Here is a 24,169-nt window from a genome sequence, read left to right as displayed (position 1 = left end):
CTTGTCCGAGGCTTTTGTATCCACAAGCAGACGCTCTGGTTCAGTGTGCGACGACCCCTGAACCCTTGTCATCTTTGACCAATGCTTCGGAGCTGGACTTTTCTTCCTCTTCGCTCCATTCGATGGCTTCAGGCATACGAACAAGAGCATGTTCAAGCACTTCGTCCATGCGAGCGACTGGAATAATTTCCAATTCGTTTTTCACATTGTCAGGAATATCAGCCAAATCCTTGGCGTTATCCGCAGGGATCAGAACCTTCTTAATGCCGCCACGCAGAGCAGCTAGAAGCTTCTCTTTCAGACCACCGATTGGCAGCACGCGACCACGCAGTGTGATCTCGCCTGTCATCGCCACATCACGACGAACCGGAATACCGGTCATCACGGAGATAACAGTAGTCGCCATGGCGATACCAGCAGATGGACCATCCTTTGGAGTCGCCCCCTCTGGCACGTGCACATGCAGCTCGCGCTTTTCAAAGAGCGGAGGCTCAATGCCGAAGTCTTCAGAACGAGAACGAACGTAAGAGGCAGCAGCAGAGATGGACTCTTTCATCACATCACGCAGGTTACCAGTTACGGTCATCTTACCCTTACCTGGCATCATGACGCCTTCAATGGTCAGCAACTCGCCGCCCACTTCAGTCCATGCCAAACCGGTGACAACACCAACCTGATCTTCGTCTTCAACCTGACCGAAGCGGAAGCGCGGCACGCCGAGGTATTCCTCAACCAGCTCTTCATCCACTTTAATGGTCTTCTTGTCATTGACCAGGATGTCCTTCACAGCTTTACGGGCCAGAGTGCTCATCTCACGCTCAAGGTTACGCACACCAGCTTCACGGGTGTAAAGACGGATAACCTTCTGCAAAGCGCTGTCAGAGACTTCGAACTCACCATCCTTCAGACCATGGTTCTTCACAGCCTTTGGCAACAGGTGACGACGGCAGATCTCGATCTTCTCATCTTCAGTGTAACCAGCAATACGAATGATCTCCATACGGTCCATCAAAGGCCCAGGAATGTTCAGCGTATTGGCCGTGGTCACAAACATGACGTCGGACAGATCATATTCCACTTCAAGGTAGTGATCCATGAAGCTGCCGTTCTGCTCTGGGTCAAGAACCTCAAGCAATGCGGAAGACGGATCACCACGGAAGTCCATACCCATCTTGTCGATCTCATCGAGCAGGAACAGCGGGTTGGATTTCTTCGCTTTCTTCATGGACTGAATGACTTTACCCGGCATGGAGCCGATGTAAGTGCGGCGGTGACCGCGAATTTCAGCCTCATCCCGCACGCCGCCAAGGGACATGCGTACAAACTCACGTCCGGTAGCTTTCGCGATAGATTTACCAAGAGACGTTTTACCAACGCCTGGAGGGCCAACAAGACACAGGATAGGACCGCGCAGTTTGTTCGCGCGCTTCTGCACTGCAAGGTACTCCACAATGCGTTCCTTGACCTTCTCAAGGCCAAAGTGGTCGGTATCCAGAACCTTCTCAGCAAGCTTCAGGTCATGCTTGACCTTGGACTTCCTGCTCCACGGAATGCCGATCAGCCAGTCAAGGTAGTTGCGAACCACAGTTGCTTCAGCAGACATCGGGCTCATCTGCTTAAGCTTTTTCAGCTCAGCATTGGCTTTCTCGCGAGCTTCCTTGGACAGCTTCGTCTTCGCAACGCGCTCTTCCAGCTCAGCAAGTTCATCACGGCCATCTTCACCATCGCCGAGTTCCTTCTGAATGGCCTTCATCTGCTCATTCAAATAGTACTCGCGCTGGGTTTTCTCCATCTGGCGCTTCACGCGGGAGCGGATGCGCTTTTCCACCTGCAGAACGGAGATCTCGCTCTCCATCATGCCTAGCACTTTCTCAAGGCGCTCAGTGACAGCCACAGTGCCAAGCAGTTCCTGCTTGTCCTGGATCTTCACAGCAAGGTGGGATGCAATGGTATCAGCAAGCTTCGAGAAGTCGTCAATCTGATTAACGGCGCCGAGAACCTCAGGAGACACTTTTTTGTTCAGCTTCACGTAGTTCTCGAACTCGGAAATCACTGAACGGCCAAGCGCCTCGACCTCAACCTCGTCACCGCCAGCTTCATCAAGAATAACGGCTTCTGCTTCATAAAGGTCTTCGCGATCAGTGAACTGGCCAATTTCGGCACGCGCACCACCTTCAACCAAAACCTTTACGGTATTATCTGGCAGCTTCAGCAGCTGCAAAACTGTTGCAAGGGTACCGACTTTATAAATCTGATCGGTATCCGGATCGTCATCCGCCTCGTTCATCTGGGTCGCAAGCAAAATCTGCTTGTCAGACTCCATCACCTCTTCCAGAGCGCGGATCGATTTCTCGCGCCCTACAAACAGCGGCACGATCATATGAGGGAATACGACGATGTTGCGCAGTGGGAGAACAGGAAAAACAGAGTTTTCTGTCTCTTCTTCCGGGCGCATTTCATTGTCAGCCATCTCTATTCCTTTCAAATTGCAGCTTTCCAACGAAAGCTACGAAAAAGCGCAACATAAAAATCAACTAAGGCCCATAGGGCATTCGTAGAATTTCGAGGGCCGAACTCATTCGCCCCAAAACGGGCACAAACAAATTCGCCAAGCTGCGAACTAGACCTATTAGGTGGAGACACCGCCTCCAAGTGTCAAGCACTCCGCATCCAAGTCTTTCAGCGATCTGTTGATATTATAAGCTTTTTTCCTGTTATCAGGAGCGTATAACACCGTTTGATCGTCCTCACACTTTAGCTGGAACACCATCCTTTTCGGTCTTGGTTCGCCGTTTACGCAGAACACTCATACGCATCATCATGCTAGACGCATGAGACAAAAAATGGGCGGCACTTTTTTCAAGAAGTTACCGCCCAAATTAAACTCAATACCCGTGAGCGAAGCCTACTGCCTCATCAGTCCCCATCGCCTTACGCGCTGGTTGCTGAATTCTCCGCACGATCCTCGTAGATATACAAAGGACGCGCATCGCCTTCGACCACCTCACCGGAAATCACAACTTCCTTCACGCCCTTAAGGCCAGGAAGCTCATACATGGTTTCCAGCAGAATTGCTTCCAGAATAGAACGTAGTCCGCGAGCACCGGTCTTACGTTCAATCGCCCGACGAGCAACTGCCTTCAAAGCGTCTTCATGGAAGGTCAGCTCTACGTTTTCCATTTCGAACAAACGCTGGTACTGCGCAACAAGCGCATTCTTAGGTTCACTCAAGATGGACACCAAAGCGTCCTCATCCAGATCTTCAAGAGTTGCAATAACCGGCAAGCGGCCAACAAACTCAGGAATAAGACCGAACTTCAGCAGATCTTCAGGCTCAAGCTCTGAGAACAACTCACCGGTCTTGCGATCTTCAGGTGCAAGCACAGAAGCAGCAAAGCCGATAGAGGTTTTGCGACCACGGTCAGAAATGATCTTGTCCAGACCAGCAAATGCACCACCGCAGATAAACAGAATGTTTGTTGTATCTACCTGCAGGAATTCCTGCTGCGGATGCTTACGACCACCTTGCGGCGGAACAGAGGCAACAGTCCCTTCCATGATCTTCAGCAATGCCTGCTGAACACCTTCACCAGAAACGTCACGGGTGATGGATGGGTTTTCGGCCTTACGGGTAATTTTGTCCACCTCATCGATGTAGACAATACCGCGCTGCGCACGCTCAACATTGTAGTCTGCAGCCTGGAGAAGCTTCAGAATAATATTTTCAACGTCTTCACCAACGTAACCCGCTTCAGTCAGCGTGGTTGCGTCAGCCATCGTAAACGGAACATCCAGAATTCGGGCGAGCGTCTGTGCCAGATGGGTTTTACCACATCCGGTAGGACCAACCAGAAGGATGTTGGACTTTGCAAGCTCAACATCGTTGTTCTTGGAGGCATGATTCAGGCGCTTGTAGTGGTTATGAACCGCTACAGACAGAACCTTTTTGGCTCGACCCTGACCAATCACGTAATCATCAAGAACACCACGAATTTCCTGAGGCGTCGGAATCCCATCACGAGACTTCACCAGCGAAGATTTGTTCTCTTCGCGAATAATGTCCATGCAGAGCTCGACGCACTCATCGCAGATGAATACGGTCGGACCCGCAATCAGCTTACGGACCTCATGCTGGCTTTTTCCGCAAAACGAGCAGTAAAGCGTATTCTTGCTGTCGCTGCCGCTGGCTTTGCTCATGAGATATAACCCCGCATCGTTTCAAGGGACACAGCCCCTGTTAGAATTCTTAGTTCGACAGCGATACATTCGCCGCGACGTTCTACTGACTTATCGCGTTTTGTGTTCCGCTTCCAGAGGGAAGCTTTGGAAATCACTAATAGCCATTCTCTTATGCGATATTTGGCTCGCAATAATCAACATTCCTTTAAGCCCCGCACGCAAAGTTCATTCCCTGTTAAAAAAACTTGCGCGCGAGTTACTTTAAAAAACCGGCTTTAAGCTGGTTCAATAACGTTTAAGCTCTCACGATTTTCAATAACGTTATCAATCAGACCGAACTCTTTCGCCGCATCTGCACTCATAAAGTTATCACGTTCAAGCGCTTCTTCAACAGCATCAAGAGTCTGACCCGTATGATCAACATAGATCTCATTGAGGCGACGCTTCAGCTTCAGAATTTCCTGTGCATGCAGCATAATGTCTGCCGCCTGCCCGCGGAAACCACCGGAAGGCTGGTGAACCATGACGCGGCTGTTAGGCAAAGAAAAGCGCATACCCTTTTCACCAGCAGCCAAAAGCAAGGAACCCATGCTTGCAGCCTGGCCGATACAAAGAGTTGAAATCTTCGGACGGATAAACTGCATAGTGTCATAAATAGCAAGACCACTGGTCACAACGCCACCCGGAGAATTGATATAAAGCGCAATTTCTTTGTTCGGGTTTTCCGCTTCCAGATAAAGCAACTGGGAACACACCAGTGTAGCCATAGTATCTTCCACAGGACCGGTCAGGAAGATAATGCGTTCCTTCAACAGCCTTGAGAAGATGTCATAGGCCCGCTCACCCCGGTTGGTTTGCTCTACAACCATCGGCACCAGGCTGTTCGTGAAATACTCAACAGGATCGGTCATGCGTCATCCATTTTAAATATGCAGAAAGCTTCGTGAAGCTCGGTAACTTATCCGGCATTCCGGTAAGCCTGCAAGAAACTTATGTCGAAAAAAGCGCCATGCCCACCCACGGGATGTCGCCCTTGTCTTAAAGGCACTTGCCAAAAGGTAAAGCCACAAGGTTTATGGAGTGTTTCCATAAGACCCCCTAGTCTTATCCCAATTATAAGGGAGCTTAAAGACCACATTGGCCCTATGCACTTAAGACGGCTTCAGATATTTCGGCTTTCCACCTCAAAATTCAAGATGTGAAAAAAGAAAAAGGGGGCACAAGGCCCCCTTTCCGAAATTCTCGGGTAATCCCAAAAATTATGCTTCGTCTTCGTCCTGAGCCATCAGCTCTTCTTTGGACACGACTTTGTCAGAAACTTTCGCGAGCTCCAGAATGTAGTCCACAACCTTCTCTTCGTAGATTGGGGCACGCAGGGACGCGAGAGCCTGTTCGTTGTTCTTGTAGAATTCGAACACCTGCTGTTCCTGACCTGGGAACTGACGAACGCGGTCGAACAGAGCCTTCTGAACTTCTTCGTCGGTAACCTGAACTTTGTTCTGCTCACCAACTTCAGAAAGAACCAGACCGAGGCGTACACGACGCTCAGAGATCTTACGGTATTCAGCTTTAGCTTCGTCTTCGGTTGTTTCTTCGTCTTCGAAGGTCTTACCGGACTGCTGCATATCAGCTTCAACCTGCTTCCAAACACCGTCGAATTCTGTTTCCAGAAGTTTCTCAGGCAGCTCGAAGGAGTACTCTTCGTCCAGCTTGTCCAGCAGAGCGCGCTTTACTTTCTGACGGGTAGCTGCACCGAACTGGCTTTCAATCTGGCCACGAACGATTTCTTTCAGCTTCTCAAGGGATTCAAGACCCAGCTTGGTTGCCATTTCATCGTCAATGGAAACTTCGCCAGCAGCTTCAATGCCTTTAACGTCGATGTCGAAGGTAACTGCGCGACCAGCAAGGTTTGCTGCGCCGTATTCTTCAGGGAAGGTCACGTCGATGACTTTTTTGTCACCGATTTTCATGCCAACGATCTGCTCTTCAAAGCCAGGAATGAACTGACCAGAACCCAGAACCAGCTGACCGTTCTCATCTTCACCACCTTCAAATGGCTCGCCGTCAAGCTTGCCGAGGTAATGCATGGTAACGCGGTCACCGTCTTCAGCAGCAGCACCTTCTTCGCGCGCTTCAAATGGACGGTTGCTTTCTGCGATCTGCTTGACCTGCTCGTCAACTTCGTCTTCAGAAATTTCAACGATTGGGCGCTCAAGCTCAATCGCAGAGAAATCTACGATGTCGAACTGTGGCAGAACTTCATAGGAGATGGTGTAAGCGAGATCTGCTTCACCAGCCAAAACTTTCTCAGCATCATCATCAGAAAGATCGATTTCTGGCTGAAGAGCAGGCTTTTCTTTGCGCTCTTCAATGGTCTTAGCAGTGGTTTCGTTGATCAGGTTACCGATCAGCTCACCCATTGCCTGACGGCCATGAACTTTCTTGAGATGAGAAACTGGAACTTTACCCGGACGGAAGCCGTTAATGTTTACCTTTGACTTCATGTCATTAAGGTATTCATCGAGGCGGGTCGCCAGATCCGTCGCCGGGATAACGACTTTGAGTTCGCGCTTTAGGCCCTCGGCCAGGGTTTCTGATACCTGCATGGTCTTTGCTTCGTCCTTGATTTAGGACGCGTACCGACAAACCAATATGGTTTGTCCCAGCACGGTAAACATAACACCAATTTCGAAGGGGGGAAAACGCTTCGGGAGAAAATCCCTCAGCTCTTATCCGCCTGACGAAAAGGTGAGCATAAACCGAACCTCGACAACGCCCTCAACTTTTCCGTTTCCGATAAGCTACGGTCGTTTATTTATGCACCGTATCACCGGGGATATGGTGCGGCTGGAGGGACTCGAACCCCCACGGTCTCCCGCTAGAACCTAAATCTAGTGCGTCTACCAATTTCGCCACAGCCGCGTTGGAGGGGTAGCTAAATGGGAACCCAAGAGAAGTCAACCACCTAATACGCTGTTTATGCCCAGTTCTCGGTTTTCCACGCCATTTCTACCTATGAAACTGTGCATTACGACAATCCGGGGCTTATTTCTCAAGCAGGAGATCGCATCACATCCTTTTTCTTAATCTGGCTTTTTCACATAGCCAGCAAGCGGGCCTCTGTGATCACTCACAAAGTGGCGTTAAAACCCGCTGTATAAAAGCCGCGCCTTTTTCCGTCAGATACAGCTCCCGGCGGCGGCCATCCGTTTTATCCGCCTCAACACGGGCATAGTTATGTCCGCCGCGCACATCCTTGTGCCCTTCGCACCAGTAATAGATATTGCGGGTCGCGGTTCCTGACTGATACCCAATCTTCTTTTGAAGGCTATGAGGATGGATCGTCACCTGCTCCTCCTGATGGACGGCAATTTCAAGCAATGTCAAAACCGTCGAGACCTGCATCTTAGCATCATGGTCTTTGAACGGTGCCAGCGCCTCGATGATCTGGCGGAGTGCTGCAGAGTGCTGTGTCGTCTTGCTCATAAGAATATCCGTATTAATCGTCCAGAGGGCGAGTACGACCACACGTTTTACGCGCAACCCTCACCTCTCTCTCGCATGCCTATCGCATTGCCTGTCTCACTAAAGGATACGCATCACGTTTGGCAGATTAATTATCACAAATATTGATGATTCCCACCAGATATCTCAGAGGAGAACCCCACTCTTTGGGTCAAAAACCTCTAAAAATCACCCAGGAACTGCACAAGCTCGGTGATCACATCCGGAATATGCGCAACCAGATCTTCGGCAATGAGCCCTTCCCCAGCGATCTCAGCAGCCCGGCCATGCACCCAAACGCCTTTTGCAGCAGCCTCATAACCGCCAAGGCCTTGCGCCAGGTATCCGGCAATCACGCCCGCCAGAACATCACCAGATCCAGCTGTCGCAAGCCACGGCGTACCGCTGGCGTTGATGGACACATGACCACTAGGGTCTGCAATAACTGTATCTGCACCCTTCAACACGACCACAGCCCCCGCGCGCTTCGCAGCCTTCTTGGTGCGCTCAACTTTGCAATCAGTAGAGGTGGGATCATGCAGTTCAGGAAACAAACGACGAAACTCACCCTCATGAGGTGTCAGCACAACACGCCCAGCGCAGTCAGAATCCGCAATATACGCAAACAAATGCTCTGGCTTTTCCTCAAAGGACATGAGCGCGTCCGCATCCAGAACCACACCACGATCCCCGGAAAGGCATTCAGCCACCCGCTCCTGCGTCTCACGGCCAACACCTGCCGCCGGTCCGATCACCACGGAGTTGAGCCGCTCGTCTTCCAAAATCCGCTCAAAATCAGCAATACGCTCAGCCGGGCGGATCATGATACTCGTCAGATGTGCTGCATGGACCAGAGCCGCCTGCTCCCGCGCCACCACAGTCACAAGCCCGCTCCCCGCCCGCTGTGCAGCCAACGCCGCAAGACGGCTCGCACCGGTGGCAAACTTGGGACCACTCACAACAACAGTGTGTCCCCTGTTATATTTGTGCCCAGCCACAGCCGGTTGATCGGGCAGATCTCCCCAGATCTTATCGCAGTTGTAAAACGCGGTTGGACCAACCTTCTCAAGAACAGCGTCCTCCAGACCAATCTGCTCAATAACAATCTCTCCGCAATGCCCCCGGCCCGGATAAAGGTAATGCCCCGGTTTGGCGCGAAAGAACGTCACAGTCATATCCGCATGCACAGCCTCACCCAGCACAGCTCCACTGCGGCCACTCACGCCAGACGGCAGATCAACTGCGACACATTGCGCCGGACTGTCATTTATCAACTGCACAAGCGCCAGAACTTCATCGTCAAGAGGACGAGAGAGGCCTGCGCCAAACAAGGCATCAACAATAAGGTCATCTTCGCCCAGCTCTTCCAGCGCAGCCCGCATGTTATCCATTGAGGTTAAGTCAAGATCCATCTCGTCATAGGCAAGCTCTGCATCACCCTCGAGAGTTTCCGGATCACACACCAGCCCGACAGAGACATTAAAGCCTTCATTGTCAGCAAGTTGCGCAACAACAAAGCCGTCTCCACCGTTGTTTCCGGGTCCACAAAACACAAGGACCCGCGAATAAGGATGCAGAATCTGGCGCATCACCTCAAACACAGCCTTGCCCGCATTATGCATCAATTCAATACCGGGAAAGCCACCCTCAATGGTCAGGCGATCTGCCTTCTTCATCTGCAATGGTGTCAACAACTCATGCATAAAGCTCTCCATTTCCCTATTCGTCAGGCTCTGAGAAATTTATTACCCATTATCCCTAAGAAATTGGTTCATCGTTACCCAACTGCCGCCGCGTTTTTTCGATCACGAAAAATCACAAAACATAAGCTAGTGCTAAAAGGCACAGATTTAAGAGGCACTTCCTGAGTAAATGTTGATACCAGCGCACCACTTTGGGAAAACTACGAAAACATGCACGAGAGACGAGCCCACTACGACCAGCTAATGACTGCTTTCGCACGACGTCTGGGTATGACCACCCAGCCTGATACTGGACTATTTCTTATTGAAGAAGCAAACGGAAGTCGTTGGTCGGTCGAACTCAATGAAAGCTCGGACCTCATTTACATAAGCACCAGCCTCCTTCTTGCAGAAGATAAAAACACACTGAAGGCGGCTTTGGAGCTCAATCAGGATGTGGATCTCCTACGCGGAGCTTTCCTAGGCCTGTCTCAATCTGGTGACTTGCAACTGAATGCTCAGGCCACACTCCGGTTCACAGATGACCTTGCACTGGAGAATACACTGGTCAACCTGATGCAAATTCGCGAGCAGGTATGCGCACGGCTTTCTGAAACGAAATCCACCCAAACCTCCAAAGCCGTAGAACCGGACTGGAGCACGACGTCTATTCGCCTGTAAAGGTCTCTCACCCATGCATTCCGTCAACTCTCCCAAGCATACTCCAGTTGATCAGAGCCAACTCCAGAACGACGTAAGTGCACAACAAAACTCTGCGCCAAAAAAATCAGAGAAGTTGGAAGCGCGCGGCGTGTCCGTTGAAACCCAAAAGGGCTCAACACCACCATCAACAAGCAATACGAAGCCTCTCGACACCGCTTCAACTGAAACGCTCGCAAACCGGATAAAGCCACCGAGCCAAACCAGTTCAGAAAGTGTAACGCAGGAGGCCTCACCCCCTTTTGAAGCAGACCGCACCGCTCTTGAGCAAAACGCCAAGCGCCTTGGTGCTGGTGCCTATGGCGAAGTCTATCTTGTCAAACAGGATGGCAAGTCTTTCGCATTTAAAGTCGCAAGTACCGAAGCAGGTTGGCAGGCCCTGCAACAAGAAGCACAGGTCTACGGCAAACTTGCCGAAATTGGTCCGCACGACAATGTGGTCAAAAGCATGGGCATCGTGGAAGTTCAGGGCGTACAGGGCCTCGCCCTTGAGTACGTAGAAGGCCACGAAGCAGGCAAGCTCTTCACCACCGCCGAAAAGCTTTACACCGACAACAAGCTCAGCCACTCCCAGTACTGGGGCACCGTGCAGTTCATTATGCGCGATGTTCTGAGCGGTGTGCAGCATCTGGCACAGGCTGGCATCAGCCACAGCGACATCAAGGGCGGCAACCTCCTTTATGACAAGGAAAGTCAGGCGATTAAAATCGTCGACCTCGGCAACGCCGCCAAAATCGGAGTTGATCCTGTCGCTGTTGGTACTCCAGATCATTCAGCACCGGAAGCCCTTTTGTCTCTTCCACAGAAAGATGCAGACAAGCCACGCGCCAATGAAAAGCAGGACACCTTCGCCGTTGGTCAGATGACTTATCGTGCAGGTGAACATGCCGAAAATCTCTTCGGCGCGCAAAATACGGGTGACCCGGCAACGCTCAGCTATTCCATGCACTCCAAGCTCAGAGACATTGAGCGTCGTGGTGAGACCATTGAATATCAGGCGATCAATCAGGCAGATGACCCAGCTGTTGCAGGCACGCCCGGCCACTTCGGCAAGGGCGGAGGCGAAACCGCTTATGTTGAGTTCGTCAACATCTCCACTCTGTTGGACATTGATGTGCGCGGCACCGCGGAAGAGCTCCTGAAGACCAACTTCATCTCAGATCCGTTGTGTCAGCCAGATGAAGCCCGTCAGGTGATTTCAGGTCTCATGACCAAAATGGAAGAAGACCACAAGGCAGAACTAGCCGCTTTCATGCAGCAAACCTGATCTGCTCGTTGAAAGACCAACCATCAGAAAGCCGGCCTCCAGGTCGGCTTTTTTGTTGCGCACCTTCAAGGACATTTTAATCACATCCCTCCATTTCGATACACTTTAACAACATGCCCTCTGTCTAAACTGGCGTGAGCAAGCAATCGCAAACAGCTCAAGACCTGTAACATGACGAAGTCGCCTCGCCCCCTTCAGAACCAGCCAAACGAGCCACCAACTCAGGACGCTCAGATCGGCGCGTGGGCCGACAATGTCATCACCCTGCTGGGCTTGAGCGAGAGTTCGGCAGAAGACGGACAGACAGAGCCCGACTTCGACCATCCCCAAATTCCCGCCAGCAGCAGATTTGCCGTCAGCGATGTCGAAGAAGTCAGCCTCTCAGAAGATGAAGAGAGTGATGATGAGTTGGAGCAGCCATTAGCATCCACAGCCTCACCCACCAGCAGGTTCACAGTCAGCGACGTCGACGAGCCAAGCCTCTCCGGGGATGAAGAGAGCAACACTGAGCCGGAACAGCCACAACCCACTGTCACTCGGTTCGAAGTCAGTAACGTGGAGGAGGTCAGCCCCTCAGAAGATGAGTTGGAGCAACCGCCAACACCCACCGCTTCACCCACCAGCAGATTCACAGTCAGCAACGTCGATGAGTCAAGCCTCTCCGAGGATGAAGAGAGCGACACTGAGCCGGAACAGCCTCAGCCCACCGCCAGTCGGTTTGAGGTCAGCAATGTGGACGAGGACAGCTCCTCAGAAGATGAGTTAGAGCAACCACCAACATCCACAGCTTCACCCGCCAACAGGTTCACAGTCAGCAACGTCGATGAACCAAGCCTCTCCGAGGATGAAGAGAGTGCGGAAGAACTGCCACCTGTAACAATGCCTCTCCCCTCCGACAATCTCAAACGCGCCAAGAGACTGGGTGCCGGATCTTTCGGGGAAGTGAGTTTGTACACGGACGAGAAGAGCGGAAAGTCTATTGCATTCAAAACAGCGCGTTCAAAGAAAGGCAAAGACGCCCTGGAGAAAGAAGCTCAGATCTACGGGAAACTAATGGCCGCCGGCCCGCATAAAAACGTTGTGCAGTGCTACGGAATACATGAGATCGACGGAGAAACTGGCCTTGCCATGGAGTACGTGGAAGGTTGTGAAGCAGGTGACCTTTTCGAAGGAGCAGAAAAACTCCTCCAAGAGAACAAGCTCAGCCACTCTCAATATTGGGGCGCCTTACAATTCATGGCGAATGAAGCAATTGACGGTCTGAAGCATGTCAACGCGGCAGGCATCAGCCACAACGACATTAAAGGGGGCAACATCCTGTTCGACAAGAACAGCCAATCCCTCAAGATCGCTGATTTTGGTTTTGCAGGCACCATTGGAGAAGACCCACTGGATTTCGGCACTCCGGAATACTCTAGCCCGGAAGCCATCGCCGCCGCCTTCAAAGACGAAAAGGACCGCGACCGTCTGGACGATAAACAGGATGGCTATGCGGTTGGGCAAATGATATATGGCGGTGGTGAAGGTGAATTCAATCTGCTGGGTGCCCCGGATTGCGACAATCCTTATGCGTTCGCACTCCATGTTGTGCGCAAACTGAGCAACTCCAAATCCCAAGACGCGCAAGCTGACGAGGAAGACAGCCCGGAAAAAGCCCTCACGCCAACAGATGACCCAGACCTGGCTGGAGAGCCCGGTTTTTACAACGAGAGTTACGAGTCTGAGTACGCCCGCTTCGTCAACAACTCCATGCAGATTGATCCTCAAAAGAGAAGCAGTCTGGACGACATGCAGCAAAGCCAGTTTTTACAGGACCCACTCCTGCAACCGGACGAAGCAAAAAAAGTCCTCGCCTACATCATGCAGCAGAACAGTTCCAAATCCGCATCAGAGAAAAGCTAGGCTAGCAGGACCAACTCTCACAAAATCCTCTAGCTATTGGACTTTGGCGGCTTCTTCTTCGCCTTCTTGGCAATCTCCCGCTCATCACTGGCAATCACCACATCCTGAGGCTGCGAAAGCTCAATCAGGTTGCCATCAGGATCGCGAATATAGACAGACAGGATCGGCGAACTGGCACCTGTACGGAAAACAGGCCCCTCCACAATCGTCACGGAGGCCGCACTCAGCCGCGCAATCGCCGAATCCAGGCTCTCAACCAGAAAGCAAAGATCCGCCGTCCCGGGCACCTGTTCCTGCGCTATGGGAGAATGGTCCACATCAGTGGGCTGAAGGTTGATCTTCTGATGACCGAAATGCAGAGCCCTCCGCCCGCCTCCGAATATGATCTCCTCCATACCCAGCACATCCTGATAAAAACGACTGGTACGTTCAACATCATGAACGGTAAGCACGACATGGTCGAGAGAAACCAACCTCATCACTCGCTCCTTTAAACGCGCGCCCAAAAAACTGACAGCCAGCTTCCATAGGAACACACAAAAACTGCAACAGCTTTTGCTGACACAACCATAACCCTGCCTTGCACAAGGAACCAACACCTAGTTTCAGGCGAGATGAACAAAAGGTACACTGCCTATTTTTTAACCATTATGCGCAGTGTTTGTGCACCAGATATATTTCAGATGCAGTTGCCCATTATTATTAAGGGACCAAACTGCCCGCTTTCGCGGCTTTTTAAGAAAATTTCAAAACTGGCACGGTTTCTGCATTCATATTTCCGTAAGTTTTGAATCGCGAACTTTCTGCACACGCGCTGATCATTTTTAAGAGCATGCCAGATCAGCAGCGCACGCAGATACAAGACGAACTGAGAGTGTGAAGACCATGAAGAAAATTGAGGCGATCATTAAGCCGTTCAAACTGGATGAAGTGAAAGAAGCACTTCAGGAGGTTGGTCTTCAGGGGATCACCGTTACCGAGGCAAAAGGATTTGGCCGCCAGAAGGGCCATACAGAACTCTATCGCGGCGCCGAGTACGTGGTGGACTTCCTACCAAAGGTAAAGGTCGAAATCGTACTCAACGATGATCTTGTAGAAAAAGCTGTAGAAGCCATTCGCGACGCCGCACAGACCGGCCGCATTGGTGACGGCAAGATTTTTGTCTCCAGCATCGAAGAAGCAATCCGCATTCGTACCGGGGAGACAGGCGAAGACGCCGTTTAACTCTGAGTACCACTAGGAAATCACGAAGACTGAATGATTTAGGGGCAACGACCCCACGCGCTTGGTCTTCCAGTTTACAACACTGCGCCACTGGCGATTTTAATAAGAGGAATAGGAAGTTATGACAACCTCCGCTGATGTCTTGAAAGAAATCCAGGAAAAAGACGTAAAGTTCGTAGATCTTCGTTTTTCTGATCCGCGCGGCAAGCTGCAGCACGTCACCATGGATATCTCCCAGGTGAACGAAGACATGTTCGCAGAGGGCGTCGCATTTGACGGTTCTTCTATCGGTGGTTGGAAAGCAATCAACGAATCCGACATGATGCTGATGCCAGATCCGGAAACAGCTCATATCGACCCATTCTTCGCGCAGTCCACCATGTCCATCTTCTGTGACGTTCTCGACCCACGCACAGGCGAAGGTTACAACCGTGACCCACGCATGACAGCTAAGCGCGCAGAAGCCTATGTAAAAGCATGTGGCGCTGGTGACACCGTATTCGTTGGCCCGGAAGCTGAATTCTTCATCTTCGACGACGTTCGCTTTGCAGCAGACCCATACAACACCGGCTTCAAGCTGGATTGCTCCGAACTGCCATCCAACATGGACAGCGAATACGAATCCGGTAACCTCGGTCACCGTCCACGCACAAAAGGCGGCTACTTCCCAGTACCACCAATTGACAGCGCGCAGGACATTCGCTCTGAAATGCTGACCGTCATGTCTGACATGGGCGTTAAAGTTGAAAAGCACCACCACGAAGTGGCAGCTGCTCAGCACGAACTCGGCATGCAGTTCCAGACCCTGACAACCTGTGCTGACCACATGCAGATCTACAAGTACGTGGTTCACCAAGTTGCACACGCTTATGGCAAGTCCTCAACCTTCATGCCTAAGCCAGTCTTCGGCGACAACGGCACCGGCATGCACTGCCACTTCTCCATCTGGGAAGACGGCAAGCCAACCTTTGCTGGCAGCCAGTACGCTGACCTGTCCGAGACTGCTCTGTACTTCATCGGCGGTATCCTGAAGCATGCGAAATCTCTGAACGCATTCACCAACGCTTCTACCAACTCCTACAAGCGTCTGGTACCGGGCTACGAGGCTCCAGTTCTTCTGGCTTACTCTTCCCAGAACCGTTCTGCATCCTGCCGTATTCCATTCACATCTTCTCCAAAGGGCAAGCGCGTTGAAGTTCGCTTCCCGGATCCTTCCGCAAACCCATACCTGGCGTTTGCTGCACAGCTGATGGCTGGCCTTGATGGCATCAAGAACAAGATCCATCCTGGTGATGCAATGGATAAGAACCTGTATGATCTGCCAGCAGAAGAACTCTCCGAGATCCCAACTGTTGCAGCATCTCTGCGTGAAGCTCTGGAATGCCTCGATGCAGACCGTGAGTACCTCAAAGCAGGCGGCGTGTTCGATGACGACCAGATCGACGCATACATCGAACTGAAGATGGAAGAAGTCATGCGCACAGACATGACCCCTCACCCAGTTGAGTTCGACATGTACTACTCAGTCTAAGTTTTGAAGGCGCCGCTCGAACTCCAATGCACAGGACGTACCCCCGAAGAGTGCAGACAAAACTTCGGATCAGGATACGTCCTTAAAGAGCGGTTCCATCATTTAGGCACCATAAAACCCCGATCGTTTCCGGTCGGGGTTTTGTTTTGTAAAGAGCCAAACGCAGTTACGCTACATTCACACAAACCATATCACTCAACTGGGGTGAGTTCCTTGTCTTGATGATAGATATGTTTCAACCCTTCAGGAAAATACGTTCTAGCAAACTGCTGGTCCCCATCTTGAAAGTGCTTTTCATAAATACCACGAATATATTCAGAGATAATATGTGGCTTCTTCCCCTTACGAAAAAGCGTTTTCGTATACCTGACGAGCATTTTTCTAGCTGCCTCATTCTTAATCTCAGCAAGCTTAGCTAAGACCTCATAACCCTCTGCATTGACGCGCGGATTGTAAACTCGATCAAGATCTGCTGCTGTAACCGCTTCCATTTCGAAGAACGAGTTTACTTGCGCAACAAATATCGCTCGTTCCAGCTTTATTGCTTCATAAGGCAGATAGGTTACATCTAGCCCCTCCAATACCTTCGCCAGTTGTCTCCAGTCGTAAGAGGCAGTCACTGCCACATTCTCAAAATTCTGGAAGTTGCGGTGTCCATTGGGCTCAGAGAGTTTTTGTAGATATAATGATATCATGAAATCAAACCGCCGACGCGTCGTCATCAACAAACGCACTTTCATGCCTTCCTCATTTAACACCTCAACCAGCTTTCGTACTCTCCAGAGTTCTGGATAAAATCCCTTTGCAGAGAAAGCACGCCCCATTAAGTGCTCTCGGGACATTCTGAGCGTCGACTGGCCCTCCCGAGAAAAACTACGTTTAAACAATTGCGCCAAAAATTTCGGGTCCTGCTCATCTGTCAAAAACCGGAAGCCGTTATCAAATGCACTGGGCCGATAATCATCATAGTGAAGAAACTTGTCCGGAAACTTTTTAAGGACGGTTTGCTGCAACGTCGAAGTTGCCGTCTTGTGAGCTCCAATATGTAAGAGAATTTTTTTCACTCAACCTCACCTCATAGAGACATTCAGGATTGTACAGAACACCTCAAATATCGCGACACGGAGAAGCACTAACCCAAAACTTGGGGACCATCCGAGGACGTTAAGTTTCTCACATAAAACTCCCGGACACAGGCGATACTAAGATGCGTTCCACCTCAACACAACAACGCGGAAAAACACAAAAGAACGCAAACCAACGCACATTACAGCGCAAGGGAAGTATGTCATCACCCCGTCACGAAACTGCGTTTAAGTGCAGCAAGGTTATCAGCAACTGACCGTGCTGATTAGGCCCGCATACCCTTTAAAGGCGACCAACAAAGGTCGCCTTCTTTTTTTTAAGGTATATCGCCTGAAAGTGAACACAGGCGCTTGGATAAAGAGACGTAAAATCAAAAACAAAAGCAGTTCACCCGTTTCAAAACGTTGTGCAGCTGCTTTAAGTTTTTCGATAAAACCCACAGGTTCCGGCAAACCAGAACTAACTATTTTTCTCCCCATCCCTTGAAAGAAAACCCAAGCGTTCCTAAGTTAGGTACAGGTCAACAAAAGGAGAGCCAATGACTCCACCGGACCTGCATGTTGTACGGTTTTTATAAAGGCAATTCGGCACTTATGACGACCCTCTGCAAGATGCTACAATATAGCAAGACTAAAAAACGGCCTGAGCGACTGAGCGTCATCAGACGGTAAGCACGGATCGAACCCGGACGTACACGGGCGGAAATCATATCAAACGCCCCAGCATATAGCCTTGAAACGGTAAATCGCGGCGATCCGACTATAAAAGCAAAACCCCGTTAAGACCTTCGAGAAGGACGCGGGGTTTTCTTTTGGCCATTGCAATGTAGCCTGCGCTCTCTAAAATATACTAATTACATTCATATTTTAGAGAAAACAATGACTACAGCAGCTGACACAATTGAACTTCTCCCCACGCTCCCATCCCTCAACATTCAGGAAACAAAGGCGTTTTACGCCGACAAGCTCGGCTTTTCCAACGTCATTTACGAACAGGACGACTTTCTGATTCTGCGCAGAGACACCTTGGAAATCCACTTCTGGCTCACCACAGAAAAGCACTTGTGCAACAACAGCAGCGTTTATTTCCGTGGAGGACCTATCGCCGATCTTCACGAAGAATATCGCAAACTCGGACTTCCGGAAGACAGCAAGAGCGAACCCCGCTTCACACCACTCGCCAAACGCCCTTGGGATATGGAAGAGTTTTACATCCACGACCCTCACGGCAACCTCTTGAAATTTGGCCGTATTCCGCTCTGAACAGAACACAAGGGAAACACATCTGCGTCGCGGAGAATTCACTCAACAAACTCAAACACCAAATTCTCCGCACAATCTCAAATCACCAACACAGCTTTTGAGCTTTGCCTGAAAAAACGAGTGAATCCCGCTGAAAACTCAGGTATAGACCTTTCAACTTGAAATACTCAGTAAATTGAACAGGCTTGACCAATGAGCTCATATAAATCCGAATTTATGCGGACAATGGAAGAACGCGGCTTCCTGCACCAACTCTCTAACGCCGAAGGCCTGGACAAACTTTGTGCGAAAGAGTCTGTCACCGCATATATTGGCTTTGACTGTACAGCCTCCAGCCTGCACGTTGGCTCCCTTGTACAAATCATGATGCTGCATTGGTTCCAGAAGACCGGCCACCGACCGATTACCCTCATGGGAAGCGGTACAACACGCGTTGGCGACCCGACCGGTAAAGACGAGAGCCGCAAAGTTCTGACCGATGAAGACATCGAAGGCAACAAAAACGGCATCAAGCAAGTCTTTGAAAAATTTTTGAAATTCGGTGACGGCCCATCTGATGCAATGATGATGGACAACGCCGACTGGCTGCTCAAACTCAACTACATGGACTTCCTGCGTGATGTTGGCCGCTACTTCTCCGTCAACCAGATGATCCAGCGCGACAGTGTGCGCCTGCGTCTGGAACGTGAGCAGCACCTGTCGTTCCTCGAGTTCAACTACATGCTTCTGCAAGGTTACGATTACCTCGAAATCCATCGCCGCACAGACTGCCGCCTGCAGATGGGGGGCTCTGATCAGTGGAGTAACATTCTCTCTGGCGTGGACCTTGGCCGCCGGCTAGCAGACAAAGAACTGTTCGCCCTCACCACCCCGTTGCTCACCACAGCATCTGGCGCGAAAATGGGCAAAACCGCAGCAGGCGCAGTATGGCTCAACGCAGACATGCTCAGCCCCTACGATTACTGGCAGTTCTGGCGCAACACCGAAGATGCTGACGTCGAGAAGTTCCTGAAACTCTTCACCATTTTGCCAATGGACGAGATCAAACGTCTGGCAGGAATGGAAGGCGCTGAGATCAACGAAGCCAAGAAGGTTCTGGCAACCGAAGCCACCGCCCTGCTCCATGGCCGTGAAGAAGCCGAGAAAGCCGCTGAGACCGCTCGTAAGGCGTTCGAAGAAGGCGCTAATGCCGCTGGCCTGCCAACCATCGAGATTGCTGCTGCAGAACTGAAAGAAGGCCTCGGCATCCTCAACGCATTCGTCACCGCAGGCCTTTGTACGTCCAACGGAGAAGTTCGTCGCAACATCAAAGGCGGCGCTGTTCGCATCAACGATAAGGCAGAGCAGGATCACAACCGCTCCATCACCGAGGCAGACCTGACCGATGATGGCGTGATCAAACTTTCCCTCGGCAAGAAAAAACACGTTCTTGTAAAGCCAGTCTAACAATCTGACAGCACACTGTTTTTGACAAAGCCGGGTCTTTCGCCCGGCTTTTTCTTTGCCCGCAAATACTGCAAGTTTAAGCAATTGCGTCCGATCTGCTGCACCTGGAACTAGGCCGGATAACCTAAAGTGCTTCTGTCGTATTCAGGAGCAGCCCTCATGGCGGTGCAGGATTGGAAGGCACAGCAATACTTAAAGCACGCAGCTTATGTTGCGGATTTTGGACACGATGCGCTTGAGTTGCTCGCAGTCCAACCCGGAGAAAGCATTCTGGATCTGGGATGTGGCGAAGGCACATTAGCCGAGGAAATCCAAAGCCGAGGGGCAATCGTAACTGGCGTCGACACCGCCGAAGACATGCTCCAACAAGCAAATGAAAAAGGCATTAAAACCTGCCTGATCTCAGGCGAGAAGCTCAATTTTGACAATGAGTTCAACGCAGTTTTCTCCAACGCCGCCCTCCACTGGATGCAGGATTACAAGGGCGTCATTCGCGGTGTGGTGAGGGCACTCAAACCGGGAGGTCGGTTCGTTGGTGAGATGGGATGCGACCGGAACTGCCGTATCATCCGATCTGCCATGGAAAACGTATTTGCCGAAAATCCCGCTTTCGGTCCCTACAAAAGCCCTTGGATTTTCCCACCACCGGAAACTTATATGCGAGCGCTGAAAGAGGCAGGTTTCTCAGTTACCTACCATACAGAAGTAGAGCGTAAGACACCGCTGGAAACCGGAATGAAGGGATGGTTGCAACTATTCACCAGCAGCCTTACAGAGCAGCTGAGCGAGGCCCATAAAAAGCGATTTTACAAAGAGACAATTAAGCACCTCAAACCACTGCTTTACTCAAGAAGCAAAGGCTGGGAAGCAGACTACGTTTGCATGCGCTTTGCAGCCTACCTCCCTCTCAAACCTACTTAAATTCAAAGATGCGGCGGAACACACCCGGCGCAATCGCAGAGACCGGATTGACCTGGAACTTAGGCTTCTCAAAGGTGCCGTCCAGCTTATAGGTCACGCCAAACAACCCTTCATCAGAAGAGCCCCCACCAAGAATAAGACCGATCACCGGCAGCTTTGCAAACAGGTTGTTCAAAGCATAGGCTGGAACAAACGTGCCTGCCATATCCAACTGACGGCTCTTCAGGTTGGCATCCCCGCTAAAGGTCCCGCCGATAATGGCACCACTCAACGTTCCCTTGGAAACGTTAAGAATATCGCCATTGCGCGAGAACTGCATGCGCATCTTCTGGAACGATGCTTCACCAGAGTTCACTGCAGCAGAATACACTTCACTGTTCCGCGTTCCGCGAATTTCCTTCGGCTTGATCCCTTTCAACGCTTTAATTGCAGGATCTTCCGTAATGGAGAAATCATTTACAGTCAGCTGACCAGCCCAATTGGTATCGCTTGGCATCTGAATATCCAAACGCCCGCTACCACCGCGCATACGTGGGAAGAGATCCATAAACCGCAGGAACTCGCCTGCATTGTTCAGCTTCCCTTTAGCAAAGCGATGCTTCCCCTCTCCGCCCACGGTGAAGTTGAACTGGCCACGGCTGGATGTTGCACCCGAAACGACAAGGTTCACAGCACTCTCTCCACGGAAAAGCCCGTCAACACGCACGTTTTGAGCCTGCACGCCTCTAAAGCCAATCAAGCGCCTAAACGTAAGATCAACCGCAATCAAATCCCGATGGCGCTTTGCCGAAACAGGCGCATTGTCGGCTCCAAATGAATCCAGCAATGCGCGGCCATCAAAGCGATCCGCATTCATCACGACCTGGTACCCACCACCACGACGAGGCCGAATGGTCATCTTGGCCTTGTCGTTGGGCCGCAGATTGAACGCAGAGAAGTCAGCAAGGGCCAGCTTTCCATTGCCATCAATCTTCAGGTTGCCGCGAACTTCAACACCTTCAGACAGGAATGAAAAGTTATGAAGCGTTCTGGCATTGCCATTTTTTGTCACACGGAACCGTGCGGTTGCACGAACACCCGGAGCCTTACTCCAACCAACCTCACGCACGTTGATGGCAGCTTTTGAAAGGTCCAGCTCAAACACCTGTGCACCGCCACTATCCTCATAGCTGACTTTAACAGAACCTTTGACGTAGCCCTGAAGATCAACGCCGTAGTCAGTCAGATCTTTAGCATTGGCAACAAACGTCACGCCCTGCCGATCTTCAGCCCCACTACCATCGCGGCTGGTGCTCAAGTCAATCTCAGACTGGAAGCCATTCAGCTTCCCCTTGCCTGAAATCTGGGTTTGCTTTGTATCCGCTTGAACGGTCAGATTTGCATTCTCAATGGTTTGCCCTGAGATTTTCGCTTTACTGGTAAAATCCTTCAGATCCAGATTAGCCCGCCACTCAACATCTTTAACCTTGAGATTCTTGAGGAGCGGGAACGAGGCTTCAACACGGACTTCACCCATGCCAGAAAGGTCTGCAGGCACGACACTGAAACCCTCCAACGCATTTATAGGTTCAGCGTCAGCTAGCACACCCAAATCATCGGCACGCCCCGTCAGCAGCACAGACAATTCAGCAGGCAGAGCGCCTGGTGTTGCGATATTCTTGATCCCAAACTGGACCTCTGGCACCTTAACGATGTTCCCGTCTTGCATACGGAAATGACCATTGCTGCCGGAGATCGTGAAATCTTCATTCTCGATCTTGCCAGCCCCAGTAAGGTCTCGCACCATAGGCAGTGTCTTGAGCGCTTTGACCGAGCCATCAATCACATCAAAGGATGCTGTAAGGCCATCCCCCTGCCACGCAGGCGTACTCCGGTCTCCATCAAAGGCTTCAGGCCCAAGCGCCAGATCCAAGGCAATGTTATCAACCCGGCCAGGGCCGAGATGGTCGATCAACCAATTACGAGTTTTCGGCGCCGTGACTGTCGGCCAAACCTGCAACACTTCGCCAAAGCTCAGGCTTGGGCTGTAAACTGAAAGCGCAAGGGATGGACCCGGTTTCCCGTAGTAGAACGATCCTGCAACATTGATGTCAGCATCAAGTCCGACAGCACGTGCGCGCTCAATAGAGATCAAGGAGTTCGTCGGATCAAACGTACCCGATGCATAAGCATCAGGAAACAGCAGCGGCGGCGACTTTACATCAGCAGGCGCCAATACGATTTCGCGAGAACCAAGAGAATAGCTCCATTCCGCACCTTCAGTTACAGGAGGCTGCACAACGCCGCCAAACACAACGCGTGTGTTTTTACGGCGCAGATAAGAGCGCCCGATAACGATATCGGGATTATCGCGCTGCAAATTGAGATCCAGGAACGCTTCGTCAATGGTGATAGAATTATCAGGAGCAGTGCGGATAAATATTGGAGAGGTACGAACATTCATATCCGCACCAACAAACTCTCCTGTCGCCCAAAGTTCTGCATTCGCTTCAACAAACAGACGCGTATTCGCCAGTTTGTCATCACGTGCAAAGCTGTGCGTTGGCAACAAATCTCGCAGTGAGGCATCACGCAGATTGACGGAAATGTTTCTCGCACCAGTTTCAGGCGTAACAGTACGCTTCAGATCCCATGACCAGTCCCCTTCACGGCCTACGATCTTGGCATTCACTGCGAAGGAAAGGTCATCTAGCAACACGGCATTTGCATCAATACCGTCAGCAACAAACTCTTCACCCTGCGCATTGATCACCAGTCGCCCATACTCAATAGCAACTTTCTCAAGATGCCAGCGCTTGAGCTCCTCAACAGCTATCACACTAAACTTGTCGATCGCCACCACGCGGTTTTGCACCCGTGGCAACGGTTCTGATCCACTCGCCAGTTTGATGGTCGCAGAAGGCCGTTCCAGCGCGACACTGGTGATTTCCAGATCACCGGTCAGCAGCCCAGACAGATTGATGCCGATCTCGGCTCGCGGAAGCAACACAGTCGCAGCAGTGCGACCTTTGATGCGAATAAGAGAGTCTTCTAGGAGAATACGGCTGCCGTTTTCGCCAAACAGATCAAACTGCGCACTACCAACGGTGACATTCAGCGCTTTACTCTCAAACTGTTTGATTGCCCAATCTACCAGATAGGGAACAGAAAACGGGCCACTCATCACCCGGTAACCGCCAAAACCAAACGCAAAAAATAGAAAAACGCAAACAACACCCCATATTACGCGTCGCTTAAAACGACGTGTAACAGGAGAGCTCTCAAGCTCTGCTGTGGTCCCAACATCAACAGCCAGAATCTTATTCCCTGTTTTAGTGGTACGTTCGATTTTGACCGAATCGTAACCTGCGATAGCATCGCGTGATCACAGGTGCTCTGCAAGATTAATTGCTTATCTACACCATACTCAAAAAAACGGCGTCCCAAGAGACCAAATGGCCCCCAG

General features: G+C 51.0%; 17 protein-coding genes and 1 tRNA gene. 8 read left to right on the top strand and 10 right to left on the bottom strand.

Features of this window, described 5'->3' with window-relative positions:
• Positions 1-40: 40 nt before the first annotated feature.
• The 7 genes from lon to BM231_RS16420 all read right to left on the bottom strand — a co-directional run bounded on the left by lon (position 41) and on the right by BM231_RS16420 (position 9,386).
• Positions 41-2,470: an endopeptidase La gene (gene lon / locus BM231_RS16450; RefSeq protein WP_093521036.1), complete on the bottom strand. Its 2,430-nt coding sequence runs from the start codon at positions 2,468-2,470 to the stop codon at positions 41-43.
• Positions 2,471-2,931: 461 nt separating this feature from the next.
• Positions 2,932-4,197 (bottom strand): ATP-dependent Clp protease ATP-binding subunit ClpX, encoded by a 1,266-nt coding sequence (clpX, locus tag BM231_RS16445; RefSeq protein WP_093521034.1) that lies wholly within the window; start codon positions 4,195-4,197, stop codon positions 2,932-2,934.
• Between the two features lie 257 nt (positions 4,198-4,454).
• Positions 4,455-5,090 (bottom strand): ATP-dependent Clp endopeptidase proteolytic subunit ClpP, encoded by a 636-nt coding sequence (gene clpP, locus BM231_RS16440; protein ID WP_093521032.1) that lies wholly within the window; start codon positions 5,088-5,090, stop codon positions 4,455-4,457.
• A 348-nt stretch (positions 5,091-5,438) separates the two neighbouring features.
• Positions 5,439-6,785, bottom strand: a complete 1,347-nt coding sequence (tig, locus tag BM231_RS16435) for a trigger factor (RefSeq protein WP_063297429.1) — start codon at positions 6,783-6,785, stop codon at positions 5,439-5,441.
• Positions 6,786-7,018: 233 nt separating this feature from the next.
• A tRNA-Leu gene (locus BM231_RS16430) sits at positions 7,019-7,101 on the bottom strand.
• Positions 7,102-7,305: 204 nt separating this feature from the next.
• Positions 7,306-7,665 (bottom strand): helix-turn-helix domain-containing protein, encoded by a 360-nt coding sequence (locus BM231_RS16425; RefSeq protein ID WP_093521030.1) that lies wholly within the window; start codon positions 7,663-7,665, stop codon positions 7,306-7,308.
• 200 nt (positions 7,666-7,865) lie between these two features.
• Positions 7,866-9,386 (bottom strand): NAD(P)H-hydrate dehydratase, encoded by a 1,521-nt coding sequence (locus BM231_RS16420; protein WP_244527186.1) that lies wholly within the window; start codon positions 9,384-9,386, stop codon positions 7,866-7,868.
• 210 nt (positions 9,387-9,596) lie between these two features.
• On the opposite strand from BM231_RS16420, the gene BM231_RS16415 reads away from it, so the two are divergent.
• From BM231_RS16415 to BM231_RS16405, 3 genes are all read left to right on the top strand, one after another.
• Positions 9,597-10,046: a type III secretion system chaperone gene (locus BM231_RS16415; RefSeq protein WP_208860435.1), complete on the top strand. Its 450-nt coding sequence runs from the start codon at positions 9,597-9,599 to the stop codon at positions 10,044-10,046.
• Between the two features lie 130 nt (positions 10,047-10,176).
• Positions 10,177-11,352 carry a protein kinase domain-containing protein gene (locus BM231_RS16410; protein ID WP_208860434.1) on the top strand — a complete coding sequence of 392 codons (1,176 nt, stop codon included), beginning with the start codon at positions 10,177-10,179 and terminating at the stop codon, positions 11,350-11,352.
• Between the two features lie 171 nt (positions 11,353-11,523).
• Complete coding sequence (locus BM231_RS16405) at positions 11,524-13,254, top strand: protein kinase domain-containing protein (protein ID WP_093521024.1); 1,731 nt, start codon at positions 11,524-11,526, stop codon at positions 13,252-13,254.
• Positions 13,255-13,283: 29 nt separating this feature from the next.
• Here the strand turns inward: BM231_RS16405 and BM231_RS16400 are convergent, their stop codons facing one another.
• A complete protein-coding gene (locus BM231_RS16400; RefSeq protein ID WP_208860433.1) occupies positions 13,284-13,736 on the bottom strand; it encodes a VOC family protein in 453 nt (150 codons plus the stop codon).
• Between the two features lie 403 nt (positions 13,737-14,139).
• Between BM231_RS16400 and BM231_RS16395 the strand changes: the two genes are divergently transcribed.
• On the top strand, positions 14,140-14,478 hold the full coding sequence (locus BM231_RS16395; protein WP_057461792.1) for a P-II family nitrogen regulator: 339 nt from the start codon (positions 14,140-14,142) through the stop codon (positions 14,476-14,478).
• Between the two features lie 121 nt (positions 14,479-14,599).
• Positions 14,600-16,009, top strand: coding sequence for a type I glutamate--ammonia ligase (gene glnA, locus BM231_RS16390; RefSeq protein ID WP_093521020.1), 1,410 nt, complete (start codon positions 14,600-14,602; stop codon positions 16,007-16,009).
• A 191-nt stretch (positions 16,010-16,200) separates the two neighbouring features.
• Here the strand turns inward: glnA and BM231_RS16385 are convergent, their stop codons facing one another.
• Positions 16,201-17,073 (bottom strand): hypothetical protein, encoded by an 873-nt coding sequence (locus tag BM231_RS16385; protein WP_093521018.1) that lies wholly within the window; start codon positions 17,071-17,073, stop codon positions 16,201-16,203.
• Positions 17,074-17,973: 900 nt separating this feature from the next.
• Between BM231_RS16385 and BM231_RS16375 the strand changes: the two genes are divergently transcribed.
• The 3 genes from BM231_RS16375 (at position 17,974) to BM231_RS16365 (ending at position 20,724) form a co-directional block, all read left to right on the top strand.
• Positions 17,974-18,357, top strand: coding sequence for a bleomycin resistance protein (locus BM231_RS16375; RefSeq protein WP_093521014.1), 384 nt, complete (start codon positions 17,974-17,976; stop codon positions 18,355-18,357).
• A 192-nt stretch (positions 18,358-18,549) separates the two neighbouring features.
• Positions 18,550-19,803 (top strand): tyrosine--tRNA ligase, encoded by a 1,254-nt coding sequence (tyrS, locus tag BM231_RS16370; protein WP_093521012.1) that lies wholly within the window; start codon positions 18,550-18,552, stop codon positions 19,801-19,803.
• 159 nt (positions 19,804-19,962) lie between these two features.
• Positions 19,963-20,724 (top strand): class I SAM-dependent methyltransferase, encoded by a 762-nt coding sequence (locus tag BM231_RS16365; RefSeq protein ID WP_093521010.1) that lies wholly within the window; start codon positions 19,963-19,965, stop codon positions 20,722-20,724.
• Here the strand turns inward: BM231_RS16365 and BM231_RS16360 are convergent.
• Positions 20,717-23,887: a YhdP family protein gene (locus tag BM231_RS16360; RefSeq protein ID WP_093521008.1), complete on the bottom strand. Its 3,171-nt coding sequence runs from the start codon at positions 23,885-23,887 to the stop codon at positions 20,717-20,719. The genes BM231_RS16365 and BM231_RS16360 overlap by 8 nt on opposite strands.
• Positions 23,888-24,169: the final 282 nt, after the last annotated feature.

Source organism: Pseudovibrio ascidiaceicola (assembly GCF_900114245.1).
In the GTDB taxonomy this organism is placed as follows: domain Bacteria; phylum Pseudomonadota; class Alphaproteobacteria; order Rhizobiales; family Stappiaceae; genus Pseudovibrio; species Pseudovibrio ascidiaceicola.
This window is presented reverse-complemented; position numbering and strand designations above follow the sequence as displayed.

What these genes read in the sequence shown, in the direction of transcription:
- tig (WP_063297429.1), bottom strand. Translation starts at nt 6,785, where the DNA reads ATGCAGGTATCAGAAACCCTGGCCGAGGGCCTAAAGCGCGAACTCAAA.
- BM231_RS16360 (WP_093521008.1), bottom strand. Translation starts at nt 23,887, where the DNA reads ATGAGTGGCCCGTTTTCTGTTCCCTATCTGGTAGATTGGGCAATCAAA.
- clpP (WP_093521032.1), bottom strand. Translation starts at nt 5,090, where the DNA reads ATGACCGATCCTGTTGAGTATTTCACGAACAGCCTGGTGCCGATGGTT.
- BM231_RS16425 (WP_093521030.1), bottom strand. Translation starts at nt 7,665, where the DNA reads ATGAGCAAGACGACACAGCACTCTGCAGCACTCCGCCAGATCATCGAG.
- glnA (WP_093521020.1), top strand. Translation starts at nt 14,600, where the DNA reads ATGACAACCTCCGCTGATGTCTTGAAAGAAATCCAGGAAAAAGACGTA.
- lon (WP_093521036.1), bottom strand. Translation starts at nt 2,470, where the DNA reads ATGGCTGACAATGAAATGCGCCCGGAAGAAGAGACAGAAAACTCTGTT.
- BM231_RS16405 (WP_093521024.1), top strand. Translation starts at nt 11,524, where the DNA reads ATGACGAAGTCGCCTCGCCCCCTTCAGAACCAGCCAAACGAGCCACCA.
- BM231_RS16415 (WP_208860435.1), top strand. Translation starts at nt 9,597, where the DNA reads ATGCACGAGAGACGAGCCCACTACGACCAGCTAATGACTGCTTTCGCA.
- clpX (WP_093521034.1), bottom strand. Translation starts at nt 4,197, where the DNA reads ATGAGCAAAGCCAGCGGCAGCGACAGCAAGAATACGCTTTACTGCTCG.
- BM231_RS16375 (WP_093521014.1), top strand. Translation starts at nt 17,974, where the DNA reads ATGACTACAGCAGCTGACACAATTGAACTTCTCCCCACGCTCCCATCC.
- BM231_RS16365 (WP_093521010.1), top strand. Translation starts at nt 19,963, where the DNA reads ATGGCGGTGCAGGATTGGAAGGCACAGCAATACTTAAAGCACGCAGCT.
- BM231_RS16420 (WP_244527186.1), bottom strand. Translation starts at nt 9,386, where the DNA reads ATGCATGAGTTGTTGACACCATTGCAGATGAAGAAGGCAGATCGCCTG.
- BM231_RS16395 (WP_057461792.1), top strand. Translation starts at nt 14,140, where the DNA reads ATGAAGAAAATTGAGGCGATCATTAAGCCGTTCAAACTGGATGAAGTG.
- tyrS (WP_093521012.1), top strand. Translation starts at nt 18,550, where the DNA reads ATGAGCTCATATAAATCCGAATTTATGCGGACAATGGAAGAACGCGGC.